Annotated in this window: 12 protein-coding genes; all 12 read left to right on the top strand. The window is 28.5% G+C overall.

Annotation, left to right across the window (positions count from 1 at the left end; all coding sequences use genetic code 11):
- Positions 1–20 precede the first annotated feature (20 nt).
- Complete coding sequence (locus tag HCG70_RS04985; RefSeq protein ID WP_055291757.1) at positions 21–314, top strand: hypothetical protein; 294 nt, start codon at positions 21–23, stop codon at positions 312–314.
- A 42-nt stretch (positions 315–356) separates the two neighbouring features.
- The gene (locus HCG70_RS04990; protein WP_042397677.1) at positions 357–1070 is read left to right on the top strand and encodes an ABC transporter ATP-binding protein; all 714 of its coding nucleotides are present in this window, start codon (positions 357–359) and stop codon (positions 1068–1070) included.
- The gene (locus tag HCG70_RS04995; protein WP_042397674.1) at positions 1063–2679 is read left to right on the top strand and encodes an ABC transporter permease; all 1617 of its coding nucleotides are present in this window, start codon (positions 1063–1065) and stop codon (positions 2677–2679) included. Before HCG70_RS04990 ends, HCG70_RS04995 begins: the two co-directional genes overlap by 8 nt.
- A gap of 185 nt (positions 2680–2864) precedes the next feature.
- The gene (locus tag HCG70_RS05000) at positions 2865–3803 is read left to right on the top strand and encodes a sensor histidine kinase KdpD (RefSeq protein ID WP_242833235.1); all 939 of its coding nucleotides are present in this window, start codon (positions 2865–2867) and stop codon (positions 3801–3803) included.
- A gap of 292 nt (positions 3804–4095) precedes the next feature.
- The gene (uvrA, locus tag HCG70_RS05005) at positions 4096–6921 is read left to right on the top strand and encodes an excinuclease ABC subunit UvrA (RefSeq protein WP_221697526.1); all 2826 of its coding nucleotides are present in this window, start codon (positions 4096–4098) and stop codon (positions 6919–6921) included.
- 75 nt (positions 6922–6996) lie between these two features.
- Positions 6997–7446, top strand: a complete 450-nt coding sequence (locus HCG70_RS05010) for an FHA domain-containing protein (protein ID WP_042397669.1) — start codon at positions 6997–6999, stop codon at positions 7444–7446.
- 13 nt (positions 7447–7459) lie between these two features.
- A complete protein-coding gene (locus HCG70_RS05015; RefSeq protein WP_042397666.1) occupies positions 7460–8680 on the top strand; it encodes an FtsW/RodA/SpoVE family cell cycle protein in 1221 nt (406 codons plus the stop codon).
- Between the two features lie 3 nt (positions 8681–8683).
- The gene (locus tag HCG70_RS05020; protein WP_221697527.1) at positions 8684–10237 is read left to right on the top strand and encodes a penicillin-binding protein 2; all 1554 of its coding nucleotides are present in this window, start codon (positions 8684–8686) and stop codon (positions 10235–10237) included.
- Between the two features lie 140 nt (positions 10238–10377).
- Complete coding sequence (gene uvrC, locus HCG70_RS05025; RefSeq protein ID WP_195948915.1) at positions 10378–12243, top strand: excinuclease ABC subunit UvrC; 1866 nt, start codon at positions 10378–10380, stop codon at positions 12241–12243.
- Positions 12244–12322: 79 nt separating this feature from the next.
- A complete protein-coding gene (gene murB, locus HCG70_RS05030; RefSeq protein ID WP_042397657.1) occupies positions 12323–13237 on the top strand; it encodes a UDP-N-acetylmuramate dehydrogenase in 915 nt (304 codons plus the stop codon).
- A 458-nt stretch (positions 13238–13695) separates the two neighbouring features.
- Entirely contained in the window at positions 13696–14580 is an 885-nt protein-coding gene (gene rapZ, locus HCG70_RS05035; protein WP_195955675.1) for an RNase adapter RapZ, read from the top strand.
- Positions 14577–15908, top strand: coding sequence for a YvcK family protein (yvcK, locus tag HCG70_RS05040; protein WP_042397651.1), 1332 nt, complete (start codon positions 14577–14579; stop codon positions 15906–15908). The genes rapZ and yvcK overlap by 4 nt, the downstream gene beginning before the upstream one ends.
- The last annotated feature ends 117 nt before the right edge of the window (positions 15909–16025 follow it).

A 16025-nucleotide genomic window follows, 5' to 3' on the forward strand; every position in this document is an offset into this window, starting at 1 on the left:
GAAAGGTTAGTAGATTAAAAATGATTAATAGTAAATTAGAAAAGAACATTAAATTAGGCTTTGGGATAGTTATTTTTATTTTAGGAATTATATCATTTATTATATTACCTAATAAAGTAGGAATGCAGATTTCAGTTAGTGGTAAATTACAAAATTATATGCCAAAGATAATTGCTGTTATTATACCAATTGGGCTATATGGACTTGGTTTTTTACCCAATGGAAATGGTAAATCAGCAGAAATAAAAAGGAATATAATTTTATCATTATTAGCTATAGTTATTCAAATTTTTACATTAGTTTCAAATTTATAAGGATATTATAAAAAGGGGAATAAGTATAAGGGGAGAAATAGTATGTTAGAAATAAAGAACTTTTCAAAAGAATATTCAAAGGGCAAAAAAGCAGTTGATAATATATCTTTAACTGTAAATAGTGGGGAGATATTTGGATTTATAGGTCACAATGGTGCAGGAAAAACAACAACGATTAAATCTATAGTTGGAATATTAGAATTTAGTGAAGGGGATATATTAATAGATAGTAAATCTATTAAGAAAAATCCTATAGAATGTAAAAAAGTAATGGCATATATTCCAGATAATCCAGATCTTTATGAAGCTTTAACTGGAATACAATATTTAAGCTTTATTGCAGATATTTATAAAATAAGTAAAGAACAAAGAGAGAAATTAATTAAATATTATGGAGATAAGCTTGAGTTAACTAAATATTTAGGGGATTTAATTTCTTCATATTCCCATGGTATGAAACAAAAGTTAGCAGTAATATCAGCATTAATTCATAAACCAAAGTTATTAATATTAGATGAGCCATTTGTTGGATTAGATCCTAAGGCTTCTCATACACTTAAAGAAATAATGAGAGAACTTTGTAATGAGGGTAGTGCAATATTCTTTTCAACTCATGTATTAGAGGTAGCAGAAAAATTATGTGATAAGATTGCAATTATTAAAGATGGGAAAATAGTTGCAGTTGGTAGCACTGAACAAGTTAAAGGTAATAATTCTTTAGAAGAAGTATTTATGGAGTTGATTGATAATGAGTAATTTATTTATTTTATTAAAAAATTCATTTATAAATAGCACAGGAATTAATTCTTTATCTAAAGGGGTTAGCACTTCTAATGAAAAGAAGAAGTTATTAATTACTACAGCTACATTGTTATTAATAGCAGCAGTAATATGTTTTATGTCAACCACATATTCAATAGCGTTAGCTACAGTATTAAAACCAATGGGATATTTAGATTTAATATTAATAGTTGCTGTATTATTTTCATGTATTTTAAGCTTTATAACATCAATATATAAAGCGCAAGGAACATTATTTAGTTCAAAAGATTACGATTTATTAATGGCTTTACCTATAAGAAATAGTACAATATTAACTAGTAAAATATTAAGTTTAATGTCTATAAACTATATAGGAACAGCACTTGTAATAGTACCGGCTTCAATAGTATATTTTATCTATAATGGAAGTTTGTCATGGATTTTCTTCATTATATTAATAATAGGGTTAATATTTATACCAATGATTCCAATAATATCAGCTTCAATAATAGCTGTTGCTATAACATTTGTATCATCAAGATTTAAGCATAAAAATATAGTAACTACAGTTGTTGGTATGATAGCATTTTTATTAATTATGATGCTTTCAATGAATATGCAAAATTATATTAATGAATTTATTGCAAATAGTGACTCAATAGTAAAAGGACTATCTAGCATATATCTACCAGCAATGTATTTAAAAGAAGCTTTAGTAAATTATGATATATTTGCTTTAATAAAGTTTATACTAATATCAATAGTTCCATTTTTAATATTTATTTTGGTATTTAGTAAGACATTTAAAGTTATAAATGGGAAATTATCAGAAAGCTATAAAAAGGCAAATTATAAGGTGTCAAAGTTAGAAGCAAGCAGTGTAATAAAATCATTGATTACGCAAGAACTAAGAAGATACTTTGCAACACCTATTTATGTTATGAATACAGCGTTTGGGATGGTATTATTAGTTGCAGCATCCATTGCAACGTTATTTGTAAGTAAAGAAACGTTAGTGGAATTTTTGGGGTATCCTGAGATAGCTAATATGATTCCAGTTGCAATATTAGTTTTCTTAGTATTTACTATTGGACTATCTTGTACAACAAATTCATCAATATCATTAGAAGGAAATAGGTTATGGATATTAAAATCATTGCCAATAGAACCTAATGATATCTTTAAGGGTAAAATAATAACTAATTTAATAATAACAATTCCAGCATCAATTATAGCAAATGTATTTTTTTATATAGGATTAAAGTTTGATATAAAGTATTTAATATTTAACTTAGTAATTAGTATAGTATTTGCAATTGTATCAGCTATATTAGGAATAATAATTAATTTATATTTTCCAAAGATGGAGTGGACAAATCCAACAACAGTAGTAAAGCAAAGCGCAAGTGTAATGATTACTATTTTGGGAATATTGATATTAATATTAGTAGTTGTAGCAGTATCAGTTGTATTAGTTAAAGTATTCAATATTACAAATATGATGATTATTTTAAGTTCAGTATTAATTATATTTTTAATAGCTTTATTTGTTTCAATTAAGGTATTGAATAATATAGGTAGTGAAAAGTTTAATAGATTATAGAAGAGTTGCCTCTGTGGAATATTCATTTTTTAGAATATTCTATTGAGGTAATTTGCTTATATTTATATAGTGTTGGAAGGATTAAGCATAGAGTATATAATATACTTAAAGAATAAATTGAATTTTGATATTTATAAAATTAGATTTGAATTCATATGCAAATAGATTAAGAGGTTTAATTATAGATGAGTATATCTAGGGGTATATATAATGAATTGATATATAGAATAGGAGAAAATATGGGAATAACATGTATTTTAATAGCAATAATTATTGTTTTAATAGCTGTTATTATAGGATATAAAAGAGAGTTTAGAAGAATAAGTAAGCAAATTAATAATAATTTAGATGAATATGCAAATATAAAAACCAAATCTGTAGATAAAGATGTAGAAGGTTTAGTGGAAGATATAAATCTAATATTTGACTCAAAACAAAAGATTGTGGCAGAAAAAAACAAAAATGAAGAAGAATTAAGAGCTAGTATATCGAATATGTCACATGATTTAAGAACACCATTAACATCAATAATGGGATATTTGCAAATGATAAGATTAGAAGGCATATCAGAAGAGGAAAAAAATGAGTATATAGATATTGTAGAAAATAGGGCAAAATCATTGCAGCATCTTATTAGTAGCTTTTATGATTTATCTAGAATAGAGGGAAATGAGTATAACTTTAATTATAAAAAGGTAAATTTAAAAAACATATTATGCGAAAATATAGCTGCATTTTACAATGATTTTATTAATAATAATATTAATCCGATTATTGAAGTAGATGAAAATGTTAGAGATATTATATCAGATGAAGGAGCTATTACAAGAATTTTTACTAATTTAATAGGAAATATGATTAAACATGGTGAAAGTTATGTAAAAATTACTTTGAAACAAAAGGATGATGTAATAATAACAGAGTTTATTAACAAGACAACAGCTTTAACAGAAGAAAATGTGGATAAATTATTTGATAGATTTTATACTGTGGATAAATCAAGAAGTGATAGAAATACAGGATTAGGGTTGTATATAACTAAGGTCTTAGTAGAAAAATTGGGATATAGTATAAATTCCACTTTAAAAAACGAAGAATTAATAATACAAATTTTATGGAAATAAGATAAAAATAGTTATAATTAATGCAAGCAAATTTAAAGAAAAGTATTTGCTTGTATTTTTTTATAAACAGATGATATACAAGAAAAAAATATTATTGAGACTTTAAGTAAGTATGTTGGATGATGCAAAGATATAAAAACCAAATTATAATCGTATAAATATTAATCATGAATTTTATTGACAATAAATTTCAATAAACCTAAAATATAATAAAGAGAATATTTGTTCGGGATTAAAGAAAAGAAATTATGACAAAAATAAAATAATGAAGTATATCGAAGAGGGTAGAAAAATGAAAGATAAGATTATAGTAAAAGGTGCAAGAGTACATAATTTAAAAAATGTTTCCTTAGAAATTCCCAGAGATAAATTAATAGTATTTACTGGATTATCTGGTTCAGGTAAATCTTCTTTAGCATTTGATACGTTATATGCTGAAGGACAAAGAAGATACGTTGAATCTTTATCTGCTTATGCAAGACAATTTTTAGGGCAAATGAATAAGCCTGATGTTGACTATATTGAAGGTTTATCACCAGCAATATCAATAGATCAAAAAACAACTAGCAAAAATCCAAGATCTACAGTGGGGACAATTACTGAGATTTATGATTACTTAAGATTGCTATATGCAAGAATAGGTATTCCACATTGTCCTAAATGTGGAAAGGTAATAAGTCAGCAGTCTGTTGATCAAATTGTGGATCAAGTAATGGCTCTTGGGGATAGAACTAAAATTCAAGTTTTAGCTCCAATTATAAGAGGAAAAAAAGGGACTCATGAAAAAATATTAGATAATATAAAGAAAAATGGATATGTAAGAGCAAGAGTAGATGGCGAAATATATGAATTAGCTGAAGATGAAATAAAACTTGAAAAGACTAAAAAGCATAATATTGAAGCAGTTGTTGATAGGCTTGTAATTAAAGAAGGAATTGAAGGTAGATTAAGTGATTCACTAGAAGCTGCATTAAAATTAGCAGAAGGTCTAGTTATAATAAATGTAATTGGTGATAAAGATATATTATTTAGTGAAAATTTTGCATGTGCTGATTGTGGAATTAGCATGCAAGAATTTGAACCAAGAATGTTTTCATTTAATGCACCATATGGAAAATGTGACAAATGTGATGGTTTAGGAACTTTAATGGAAATAGATCCAAACTTAGTAATTCCGAATAAAAACCTAAGTGTTATGGAAGGGGCTATAGCTACTTGGGGAGAAGGAAGACTAAAGGAAGATTCATGGACATATGCTATACTGCAAGCATTAAGTAAAGAGTATGATTTAGATTTAAATAGGCCAGTAAAGGAATTATCTAAAGAACATTTAGATTTATTATTATATGGAACTAATGGACATAAGTTATCTGTTATTTATACTAAGGATGGAGTAAAGGCAAAATACGCATATTCTTATGATGGAGAAATTAATTCACTTATAAGAAGATATAAAGAAACTAACTCAGATGTTATAAAAGGTGAAATAGAACAATATATGAGCAACAATGCTTGTCCGAAATGTAAAGGGGCTAGACTTAACAAAGAAGTTTTAGCGGTTACTATTGGAGATAAAAATATATATGAATTTACTAAAATGTCAATTAAGGAAGAGCTTGAGTTTATAAATTCAATTACATTATCTGAAAAGGAAAGAATTATAAGTGATCAAATAGTAAAAGAAATAAAAAGCAGATTACAATTCTTAGTTAATGTTGGATTAGACTATTTAAATCTTTCAAGAAGTTCAGGAACTCTTTCTGGTGGGGAAGCACAAAGAATTAGACTTGCTACTCAAATTGGATCAGCATTAATGGGAGTTTTATATATACTAGATGAACCTAGTATTGGATTACATCAAAGAGATAATGATAAATTAATTCAAACTTTAAAAAACTTAAGAGATGTAGGAAATACAGTTATAGTTGTTGAGCATGATGAAGATACTATGAGAGAAGCAGATTATATAGTAGATATAGGACCAAGAGCAGGAGAACATGGTGGTCAAATAATTGCAGCAGGTCCAGTTGATGAAATTATGGCATGTAAAGAATCAATTACAGGTCAATATTTAACAGGAGAAAAATCAATTAAAGTTCCTGAGGTAAGAAGAGAAGGTAATGGAAATTTTATTACTGTAACTGGTGCTAAGGAAAATAATCTTAAAAATTTAAATGTTAAATTCCCATTAGGAGTTTTAACAATGGTTACAGGTGTTTCAGGTTCTGGTAAGAGTACATTAGTAAATGAAATACTTTATAAAGGATTAAATAAAATAATTAATAAGAGTAAAAACCCAACTGGTGCGTTTAAAGATATCACAGGATATGAAAATATTGATAAGATTATAGATATTGATCAAAGTCCTATAGGCAGAACTCCACGTTCAAATCCAGCAACATATACAGGTACATTTGACATAATAAGAGAATTATTCTCACAAACTCCAGAGGCTAAGATGAGAGGATATAAGCCAGGAAGATTTAGCTTTAATGTAAAAGGTGGAAGATGCGAAGCATGTTCTGGTGATGGAATAATAAAAATAGAAATGCAATTCTTATCTGATGTATATGTTCCATGTGAAGTATGTAAAGGAAAGAGATATAATAGAGAAACTCTTGAAGTTAAATATAAAGGTAAGAATATTGATGATGTCTTAAATATGACTGTAGAAGAGGCATTAGAATTCTTCGAAAATATTCCAAGGATAAAAAATAAGATTCAAACACTAAAAGATGTAGGATTAGGATATGTTAGATTAGGTCAACCTTCAACTCAATTATCAGGTGGTGAGGCTCAAAGAATTAAGCTTGCATTTGAATTATCAAAGAGAAGTACTGGAAAGACTTTATATATTTTAGATGAACCAACAACAGGACTTCATGTAGATGATGTTAGTAGATTAGTTGAAATACTACAAAGATTAGTTGAAGCGGGAAATACAGTTGTTGTTATAGAACATAATTTAGATATGATAAAATGTGCCGATTATATAATAGATTTAGGGCCAGAAGGTGGAGATAAAGGTGGTACATTAGTAGCGCAAGGAACACCAGAAGAAATAGTTAAAAACGACAAATCACACACAGGGAAATATCTTAAGAAGTTATTAAGTTAGTCTTAGATGACTTGTTATTTTTTACAATAAGATTTAATATATAATGGTAAATATACGTTAATTTGAGGTGAAGGTATGAGTTTTGGAAAGTTGGTTACTTTTACATTTGGTATAGTTTTCATAATTTTATTATATGTCATTATATATTATGCGTTAAAGATAATGTATAAAGATGTTAAGACTGGTGGAAAAGCAAGAAATAATAGCTCAGGTATAAGATATGGTATTGAGGTTATTCAAACTGGAGTTAATTCTACATTAGAACAGGGGTCAGTAGTTCCTATAAGAGGAATTATTACATTAGGTAGAAAGCCAGAAAATACAATAGTATTAACCGAGCCTTTTGTATCAGGTAACCATGCAAAAATATATGCTAAAAATAATAATTTATATGTTGAAGACTTAAATAGTACCAATGGTGTATATGTAAATAATGAAAGAATACAGGAAAAGTATAAGCTAGTTGCTGATGATGAAGTAAAAATAGGAAGTGCTATTTTTAAAGTTTTAAAGTCAGGCAGATAATAGAGGTGATGATATGAAAGCAATAAAGCGAGAAAAAAGATTACTTAGATTAGTATATCTGCTATGCTTACTACTTTTCACAGCATTAGGTTTTTTACAACAACCTTTTGACAAATTTGCATTAATAATGGGGGTAGTCTTATGTGTATTAATAGGCTATTCCCACTTTGTAATTAGAAGGTTTTATCCAGATGGCGATAAATTTATTTTAATTTTTGCAAGTGTATTAGCAGTAGTAGGAGTAGCAACATTATATAGAATAAATACAGTTACAGCTATTAAACAATTAGTTTGGATATCTTTAGGAATAATAGCCTATATATTGATAGTAGTAATATTGCCAGACTTAAAGAGTTTTGTAAAATATAAGAATATATATATGATAATAACTTTAATATTAATGCCATTAGCATTAATATTCGGTACAGAATTATATGGGGCAAAGAACTGGATAATAATAGGACCGATATCTTTTCAGCCTTCAGAATTTGGAAAGATTGCATTAGTATTATATTTAGCAGCTGCATTATCAAGTTATGAAGCTAAAAATAACTTTAAAGGAGATGCCAAGCAATTATGGCAACCAGCATTAGTTGCAGGGTTTTCAATGGGGTGTATGGTGCTTCAAAGAGATTTAGGAAGTGCCTTAATATTCTTTGGTATTTCAATAACATTACTTTATGTTGCAACATCAAAGAGAAAATATGTATTTACTGCTTTAGGATTAGCAGCTATAGGATCAGTAGCTGGATATGCTATGTTTGGGCATGTAAGAGAAAGAGTTAAGATTTGGTTAGATCCATGGAAGTATGCATTAGGATCATCTTATCAAATAGTTGAAGGAATGTATTCTATTGCTGCAGGCGGACTTTTTGGAGTTGGATTAGGGCAAGGTCATTTTGAAAATTTGCCTGTTAAAGAAAGTGATATGATTTATGCAATTATATGTGAGGAATTTGGAATAATTTTTGCAATTGGATTAATGATAATATATTTCCTATTATTTTATAGAGGTATAAGAGCAGCATTTGTTACAAAAGACAGTTATTCACAATTGATTGCAGTTGGTTTTAGTACAATGATAGCATGTCAAACATTAGTTATAATAGGAGGAATATTTGCTGTTATCCCATTAACAGGTATAACATTGCCTATTATAAGTTATGGTGGTTCATCAGTATTAACAATATTCTTTGCATTAGGAATATTACAAAAAATATCAGAGGAGGCATAGGATATGAATGATTTAGCAAAAAGTGTTAAGCATGTAATGACAGTTTTCTTAGTTTTCTTTATAGCATTGATATCCTATATTGCATATTTTCAGCTAATTAAAAGTCCTAAAATTAATGAAATGGCAGGTAACACAAGGGTTATAGCTAAAAAGAATGAAGTTTTAAGAGGAACCATTTATGATAGAAATGGGACTGCATTAACTACAAGTGAAAGGTTAAATCAAACTTCACAAAAAAGAGATTATTTATATGGTAATTTATATGTGCATGCATTAGGTTATACAAGTGCTGTATATGGAACTACTGGTCTTGAAGAAGAGTATGATAGTGAATTAACTACTTATAATGCTTTTGGTAATAATTTCAGAAAGTTCTTAGATACTATTGATTTAAATGGGTTAGTAGAAAATATAAAGAGCGATAAGGAAAGTACAGGAAGCTTTAACTTTACAGAGAATTTTAAAGAATTTAAAGATAAGATAGATTTTAGCTTACTAACAGAAGAAGACGCTAAGGTAGGAAATGGAGTTGTAACTACATTAGATACAACACTTCAACAAGTGGCATCAGATGCATTAGGTAATAATAAAGGTGCTGTAGTTGCATTAGACCCTAAAACAGGAGAAATATTAGCAATGGTATCAAAACCAACATTTAATCCTAATAATTTAGCAGATGAAATGAATGCAGCTAATAGTGGAAGTGGAGAAGACTCACCGTTAATAAATAGGGCAATCAATGGATTATATCCTCCAGGATCTGTATTTAAGACTGTAACATTAACAAGCGCATTAGAAAATATTCCATCAGTAGTTGATAGAACTTTTAGTGATGAAGGAAAAATTAAATTTCCTGATGGAAGATCTTTAAGTAACTTTGGAAATAATGCTTATGGTTCAATAGACTTAAAGCAAGCATATAAAGTATCAAGTAATGTTGTATTTGGTACATTAGCTATGGAATTAGGAAATGATGCACTTAAATCTACTGCAGAGGATTATGGATTCAACTCTGTAATAAAAGGGCCAGGTATATCTATAACTGCAAGTAGATTTCCATCTTTAGATAGTTCAGAAATTGGGAATATAGCACAAAGTGGTATAGGCCAAAGTAGTGTTTTAGCAACACCTATGCAAATGGCTTTAGTTGCAGCTACAGTTGGAAATGATGGAGTAATGATGCAGCCTAAACTTGTTAAGGCTATAGTAGATAAAGATCAAAATGTAGTTAAAACTATTGATGATAAACAATTAAAACAAGTCATGTCTAGTGATATAGCAGAAACAATACAAGATTATATGGTTAATTTAGTTAACAGTAATTTAAGTAAGTGGCCAGCATTTGAAGGAACTAATGCTGGAGGGAAAACAGGTACTGCTGATTATACTTTACCAGATGGTAGCGAAGCAACACCACATAGTTGGTTTATATCAGTAGCACCAATGGACGATCCAAAAATAGCAGTTGCAGTAATTGTTGAAAATGGTGGAACTGGTTCAGGTAAAGCAGCAACTGTTGCAAGTAAAGTTGTAAGACAGGCGGTTTTAGGCTATTAAAATAAATAAAAAAATTATGTGCTAATATAAGAGTTAAGGGGGACAAAAGCAAGCTTAAGTATAATTAAGTTTAGGTTTGCTTAGAGTAACCTTTAACTCTTAATTATTATCTACTAAACTAAAGAGGGGAGGATTCTAAAATGTTTGATTTTGAATATCATTTAAAGAATTTGCCAGATAAACCTGGAGTATATTTAATGAAAAATTCTTTAGGGGAAGTAATTTATGTAGGAAAAGCAAAAATACTAAAAAATAGAGTTAAAAGTTATTTTCAAAACTCAAAAAATCATTCTGAAAAAGTGCGTGTAATGGTTAAAAATATTTCCGAATTTGAGTATATTGTTACAGATTCAGAAATGGAGGCTTTAATTTTAGAGTGCAACTTAATAAAAAAGTATAGTCCTAAGTATAATATTCTGCTAAAGGATGATAAGTTTTATCCATTCATAAAAATAACTATAAAAGATGATTATCCAAGGGTGTTTGTTACTAGAAATTTTGCTAAGGATGGAAGCAAATATTTTGGACCTTACACTAATGGGGCAGCAGTTTATGAAACTATTAATTTAATATATAAGATATTTCCATTAAGAACTTGTAAACTTGCAATAAGAGAAAATGGAGAGAAGGTAAGACCTTGTTTGAATTATCATATTAAAAAATGCTTTGGGCCATGTGGTGGCCATATTACTAAAGAAGAATATGGGAAGATGATTAGTGATATAATAGATGTTTTAAGTGGTAAAGAAACTTATGTAACTAAAATGCTAAAGGATGAAATGGAAAGAGCCGCTGAAGAATTAGAATTTGAAAAAGCAGCAGCATTGAGAGATAAAATATTATCTATAGAAGCTATAGTTGAAAAGCAAAAGATTTTTAAAACTATGGAAGGTGACGAAGATTTTATTAATATAGAGCAAGATGAAAAAGATAGTTGTATTCAAGTATTTTTCTCTAGAGATGGTAAGATAATCGGAAGAGAGCATTTCATATTTGAAAATACTGCAAATGAAGGAATTGGTGAAATAATAGAAGAATTCATAGCTACCTTTTATGGAGGAACAGCAAAGGTACCGAAAACTATTTTTGTACCAGAAATTAATGAGTTAGAATTAATGGAAGAATATTTGACCATAAAAAGGGGTTCTAAGGTATGGATTAAAGTACCACAAAAGGGACAAAAGAAAGATATGCTTGAAATGGTTAAAAATAATGCACAAATTACCTTAGAAAAGTTTAAAGATAAATATTTAAAAGATAAAGAATTAAATAGAGTTTCTTTATTAGAACTTCAAGAGCTATTAAGTTTAGATGAATGGCCTTCTAGAATAGAAGCATATGATATTTCTAATATACAGGGTGTAGATTCTGTTGGAACAATGATTGTATTTGAAGAAGGAAGAGCAAAGAATAGTGATTATAGAAGATTTAAGATAAAAACAGTTAAGGGTGCCAATGATTATGATAGTATGCGTGAAATATTAACTAGAAGATTTAATCATGGGTTAGATGAAATAAAAGCTATTCAACAAAGAGATTTAAAGCTATCAGCAGGAAAATTTTCAACATTTCCTGATTTAATAATGATGGATGGTGGAAAAGGTCAAGTTAATATTGCTTTAGAGGTGTTAAAATCGTTAAATATAGATATTCCAGTTTGTGGACTAGTTAAGGATGATAAACACCAAACAAGGGGGATAGTATATAATAATAAAGAGCTGATTATAAATAGAGGATCAAATTTAATGCAGCTTATTAGAAGAATTCAAGATGAGGTGCATAGATTTGCAATAACATATCATAGAAGCTTAAGAGATAAAAGAACTTTACATTCAATTTTAGATGATATACCTAATGTTGGAGAAAAAAGAAGAAGAGCATTATTAATGAAGTTTGGAAGCGTTGATAACATAAAGAAGGCAACGATAGAAGAACTTTTAGATACACAATCTATAGATAAAAAATCAGCACAAAGTATTTATAATTACTTTAATGGTAATAATTAAAGCTAAATCACTTGTTTAATAGTATAAATTAATTTATACTATTAAATTGTAAATATTTTATAATTTTAAGGAGCTTGTCATGAATAAATACGATAAATTTGTAGGGTTGTTTGGGAAATTTTATGATGAAAATGATATTAAGATAGATGAGAAACTAAGTAGTTATGTTAATTTTAAAGTTGGTGGGCCAGCAGATATATTATTGATTCCAAAATCAAAAGAGCAGGTAATAAAGAGTGTTGAAGTTTGTAAGGAAAACAAAATTCCTTTTTATTTAATAGGAAATGGTTCTAACATACTAGTTAGAGATGGTGGATTTAGAGGTGTTGTAATTTCTTTAAAAGAAGTTAACACTATTATTGTAGATGGAGATAAAATAGAAGCAGAGTGTGGAGCTATGCTTAAAGCAGTTTCTGATAAAGCTATGGAAAATTCATTAACTGGATTTGAATTTGCTTGTGGAATTCCAGGAACTATAGGTGGAGCCGTATTTATGAATGCAGGTGCTTATGATGGAGAAATAGCTCATGTTATAGAAAGTGCTGAAATAATTGATGAAGAGTGCAATATTGTAAGACTTTCAAATAAGGATTTAGACTTTGGATATAGATCATCAATAGTTATGAAAAAAGGATATACAGTATTATCAGCTGTGTTTAAATTAGAAAAGGGGCAAGTAAAGACAATAAAAGAGTTGGTTGATGATTTAACAAATAAAAGAGAATCAAAACAACCACTTGAATATCCATCAGCAGGAAGTACATTTAAGAGACCTACAGGGTACTTTGCAGGAAAACTTATTCAAGATGCAGGCTTAAAAGGTTATTCTATAGGAGGAGCAGCAGTTTCTGAAAAACATTCAGGATTTGTAATCAATAAAGGAAATGCTACAGCTAAAGATATAACTGATTTAATAAAATATATTCAAGATGAAGTTAAGAGACAATTTGGAGTAGAGCTTCATCCAGAAGTTAGAATAATTGGTGAAGAGTAAAGGGTTGCCTTAGGGCAACTTTTTTTATGCCTAGATTTACTCAATTAAGTCGTGTAAAAGCAAAGTTGTTTTGATATAAGTGAGCCTCCAAATTTTATATTTGGCAAGGAGAACTTACTCATTCGACGAATAGGAGAAGGAGTTTCATTAAAAATAATTCGTGAAGGTTTCTAAATATTCTATTTACTCAATTAAATCGTGTAAAAGCAAAGTTGTTTTGATATAATTGAGCCTCCAAATTTTATATTTGGCAAGGCAAACTTACTCATTCGACGAATAGGAGAAGGAGTTTCATTAAAAATAATTTATGAAGTGTTCTAAATATTACATTTAGTTAATTAAATCGTGTAAAAGCAAAGTTGTTTTGATATAATTATTCTATACAGAATTATATAAGTTCAGAGTTAGTAAAGTTATATCATAAGATTAAATAAAGCAGAAGTTTTTGGAGGTATTATATGAGATTCATTATAGTAACAGGTTTATCAGGTGCAGGTAAATCAGAAGCTACAAAAAGTTTAGAGGATATGGGATATTTTTGTGTAGATAATTTACCACCAACATTAATTACAAAATTCGCAGAAGTTTGTTCACAAAGTAACGGTAAAATTGATAAAGTTGCATTAGTAATAGATATAAGAGGTGGAGTATTCTTTAATGATTTATTCCAAAGTTTAAGAGAACTAGAAAAAGATCAATTTAAGTATGAAATACTATTTTTAGATGCAACTGATGAAGTTTTAGTAAAGAGATTTAAAGAAAAGAGAAGAAGCCATCCATTATCAGGTGGAGGAAGAGTTATAACTGGAATAGAGTTAGAAAGAGAAAAATTAAGAGAGGTTAAGGATAAAGCAGATATCATTATAGATACATCAAAATATAAAATTGGAGATTTAAGAGAAGAAATGACTAAGTATTTTGGTGATGAAACTCTTCCAGAAAAGCAAATGTCTATTACAGTATTAAGTTTTGGATTTAAATATGGTATACCTGTTGATTCTGATTTAGTTTTTGATGTTAGATTTATACCAAATCCATTCTATATACCGGAATTAAAGCCTTTCTCAGGATTAGATACTCCAGTTAAAGACTATGTTTTAGAACAAGATGAAACAAAGAACTTTTTATATAAGCTAATTGATATGTTAGAATTTTTAATTCCTAATTATAAAAAAGAAGGAAAGAGACAGCTTATTATATCAATAGGATGTACAGGGGGAAGACATAGATCAGTTGCTATTGCAAATGAAATTTACAAGAATTTACATGAAAAAAATTATGATGTTTATATAGAACATAGAGATATTAAAGAAGATGTTCATAAAGGGGATAAAAAACTATGATAATGGAGTTTTTGATGAAGCCTGGTATAAAAATTAAACGATGGATTTTTTTAGGCTTTATTGGTATGGTTTTATCGGTAGTAGGGTTTATTGAAATTTTTTCACAGGTAGGAGAAAGTATAGCATTTAAAGTTTTATACTTATTTCTAAGCTTAATAGGACTTTTAATTATGTATATAGCTTTATCAGAATTTATAAAGTCGTTTATTGCATTAATAAATAATGAAAAAATTAAAATAACTATAACTGATAAAAATATTGAGGATTTAGTTGATGAAAAGAGAGTTCATGTAGGAGGACCAAAGATTGTTGTTATAGGTGGGGGAACAGGTTTATCAACAATGCTGAGAGGACTTAAATTATATACTAATAATATAACAGCAATAGTAACAGTTGGTGATGATGGGGGAGGCTCAGGAAAACTTAGAGCTGACCTTGGAATGCTTCCACCAGGGGATATAAGAAACTGTATTTTAGCTTTAGCTGATACTGAGCCAATAATGGAGGATTTACTTCAATATAGATTTACAGAAGGAACTTTAAAGGGACAAAGTTTTGGTAATTTATTTTTAGCTGCCATGGATGGGATAAGCGATAACTTTGAAGCGGCAGTTCAAAAAATGAGTTCAGTACTTGCTGTAACAGGAAAAGTATTACCAGTTACTTTAGATGATATGAAGTTGATTGCAGAACTTGAAAATGGAAATATTGTAGAGGGTGAATCTATAATACCTGATGAAGTTATTAAACAAAAAAGTAAAATAAAAAACTTAAAGATTGAACCTGAAAAGGCAAAGCCTTTATTAGATGCATTAATGGCTATAAGCGAGGCAGATGCAATAGTCATGGGGCCGGGAAGTTTGTATACAAGCATAATTCCAAATCTTTTAGTAGAGGATATTGCAGAGTGTATAAATAAAAGTGATGCAATTAAAATTTATATTTCTAACGTAATGACTCAACCAGGGGAAACTGATGATTTTACTGTTTCTGATCATATAAAAACGTTAATGAAGTATAGTGGTAAAAATAGTGTTGAATATGTTATTGCAAATAATGGGACAATTCCTAAGGATATAGAGGAAAGATATTTAAGTGAAGGTTCTAAATTAGTTGAGCTAGATTATGATAATATAAAGGACTTAGGTGTTAAGGTAGTAGAAACAGATTTGGTTAAAATAACTAAGGGATATGTAAAACATGATTCAGAATATTTGGCACAAGTATTGATGACAACTGTTCTTGATAAAAAGCTATTATATGATAAAAAGAAGATAATGGAGTATATGTACGTTTCTAAAAAAATTAAAAATAATAAAGAAAAATAGAGGATATTGCATAGGCAATATCCTCTATTTTTCTTTAAAGTAATTTTCCATTATTATATTATGACACAGTAGGAACAGTTTATGATATAATGTGTTATATATTTATAGTTAGTTAGG

It is taken from the genome of Clostridium sp. K04 (assembly GCF_019734375.1).
GTDB lineage: Bacteria > Bacillota > Clostridia > Clostridiales > Clostridiaceae > Clostridium > Clostridium saudiense.

Coding starts and splice junctions, on each gene's coding strand:
- HCG70_RS04990 (WP_042397677.1), top strand. CDS start 357: ATGTTAGAAATAAAGAACTTTTCAAAAGAATATTCAAAGGGCAAAAAA.
- HCG70_RS05010 (WP_042397669.1), top strand. CDS start 6,997: ATGAGTTTTGGAAAGTTGGTTACTTTTACATTTGGTATAGTTTTCATA.
- rapZ (WP_195955675.1), top strand. CDS start 13,696: ATGAGATTCATTATAGTAACAGGTTTATCAGGTGCAGGTAAATCAGAA.
- murB (WP_042397657.1), top strand. CDS start 12,323: ATGAATAAATACGATAAATTTGTAGGGTTGTTTGGGAAATTTTATGAT.
- uvrA (WP_221697526.1), top strand. CDS start 4,096: ATGAAAGATAAGATTATAGTAAAAGGTGCAAGAGTACATAATTTAAAA.
- HCG70_RS05000 (WP_242833235.1), top strand. CDS start 2,865: ATGAGTATATCTAGGGGTATATATAATGAATTGATATATAGAATAGGA.
- HCG70_RS05020 (WP_221697527.1), top strand. CDS start 8,684: ATGAATGATTTAGCAAAAAGTGTTAAGCATGTAATGACAGTTTTCTTA.
- yvcK (WP_042397651.1), top strand. CDS start 14,577: ATGATAATGGAGTTTTTGATGAAGCCTGGTATAAAAATTAAACGATGG.
- HCG70_RS05015 (WP_042397666.1), top strand. CDS start 7,460: ATGAAAGCAATAAAGCGAGAAAAAAGATTACTTAGATTAGTATATCTG.
- uvrC (WP_195948915.1), top strand. CDS start 10,378: ATGTTTGATTTTGAATATCATTTAAAGAATTTGCCAGATAAACCTGGA.
- HCG70_RS04985 (WP_055291757.1), top strand. CDS start 21: ATGATTAATAGTAAATTAGAAAAGAACATTAAATTAGGCTTTGGGATA.
- HCG70_RS04995 (WP_042397674.1), top strand. CDS start 1,063: ATGAGTAATTTATTTATTTTATTAAAAAATTCATTTATAAATAGCACA.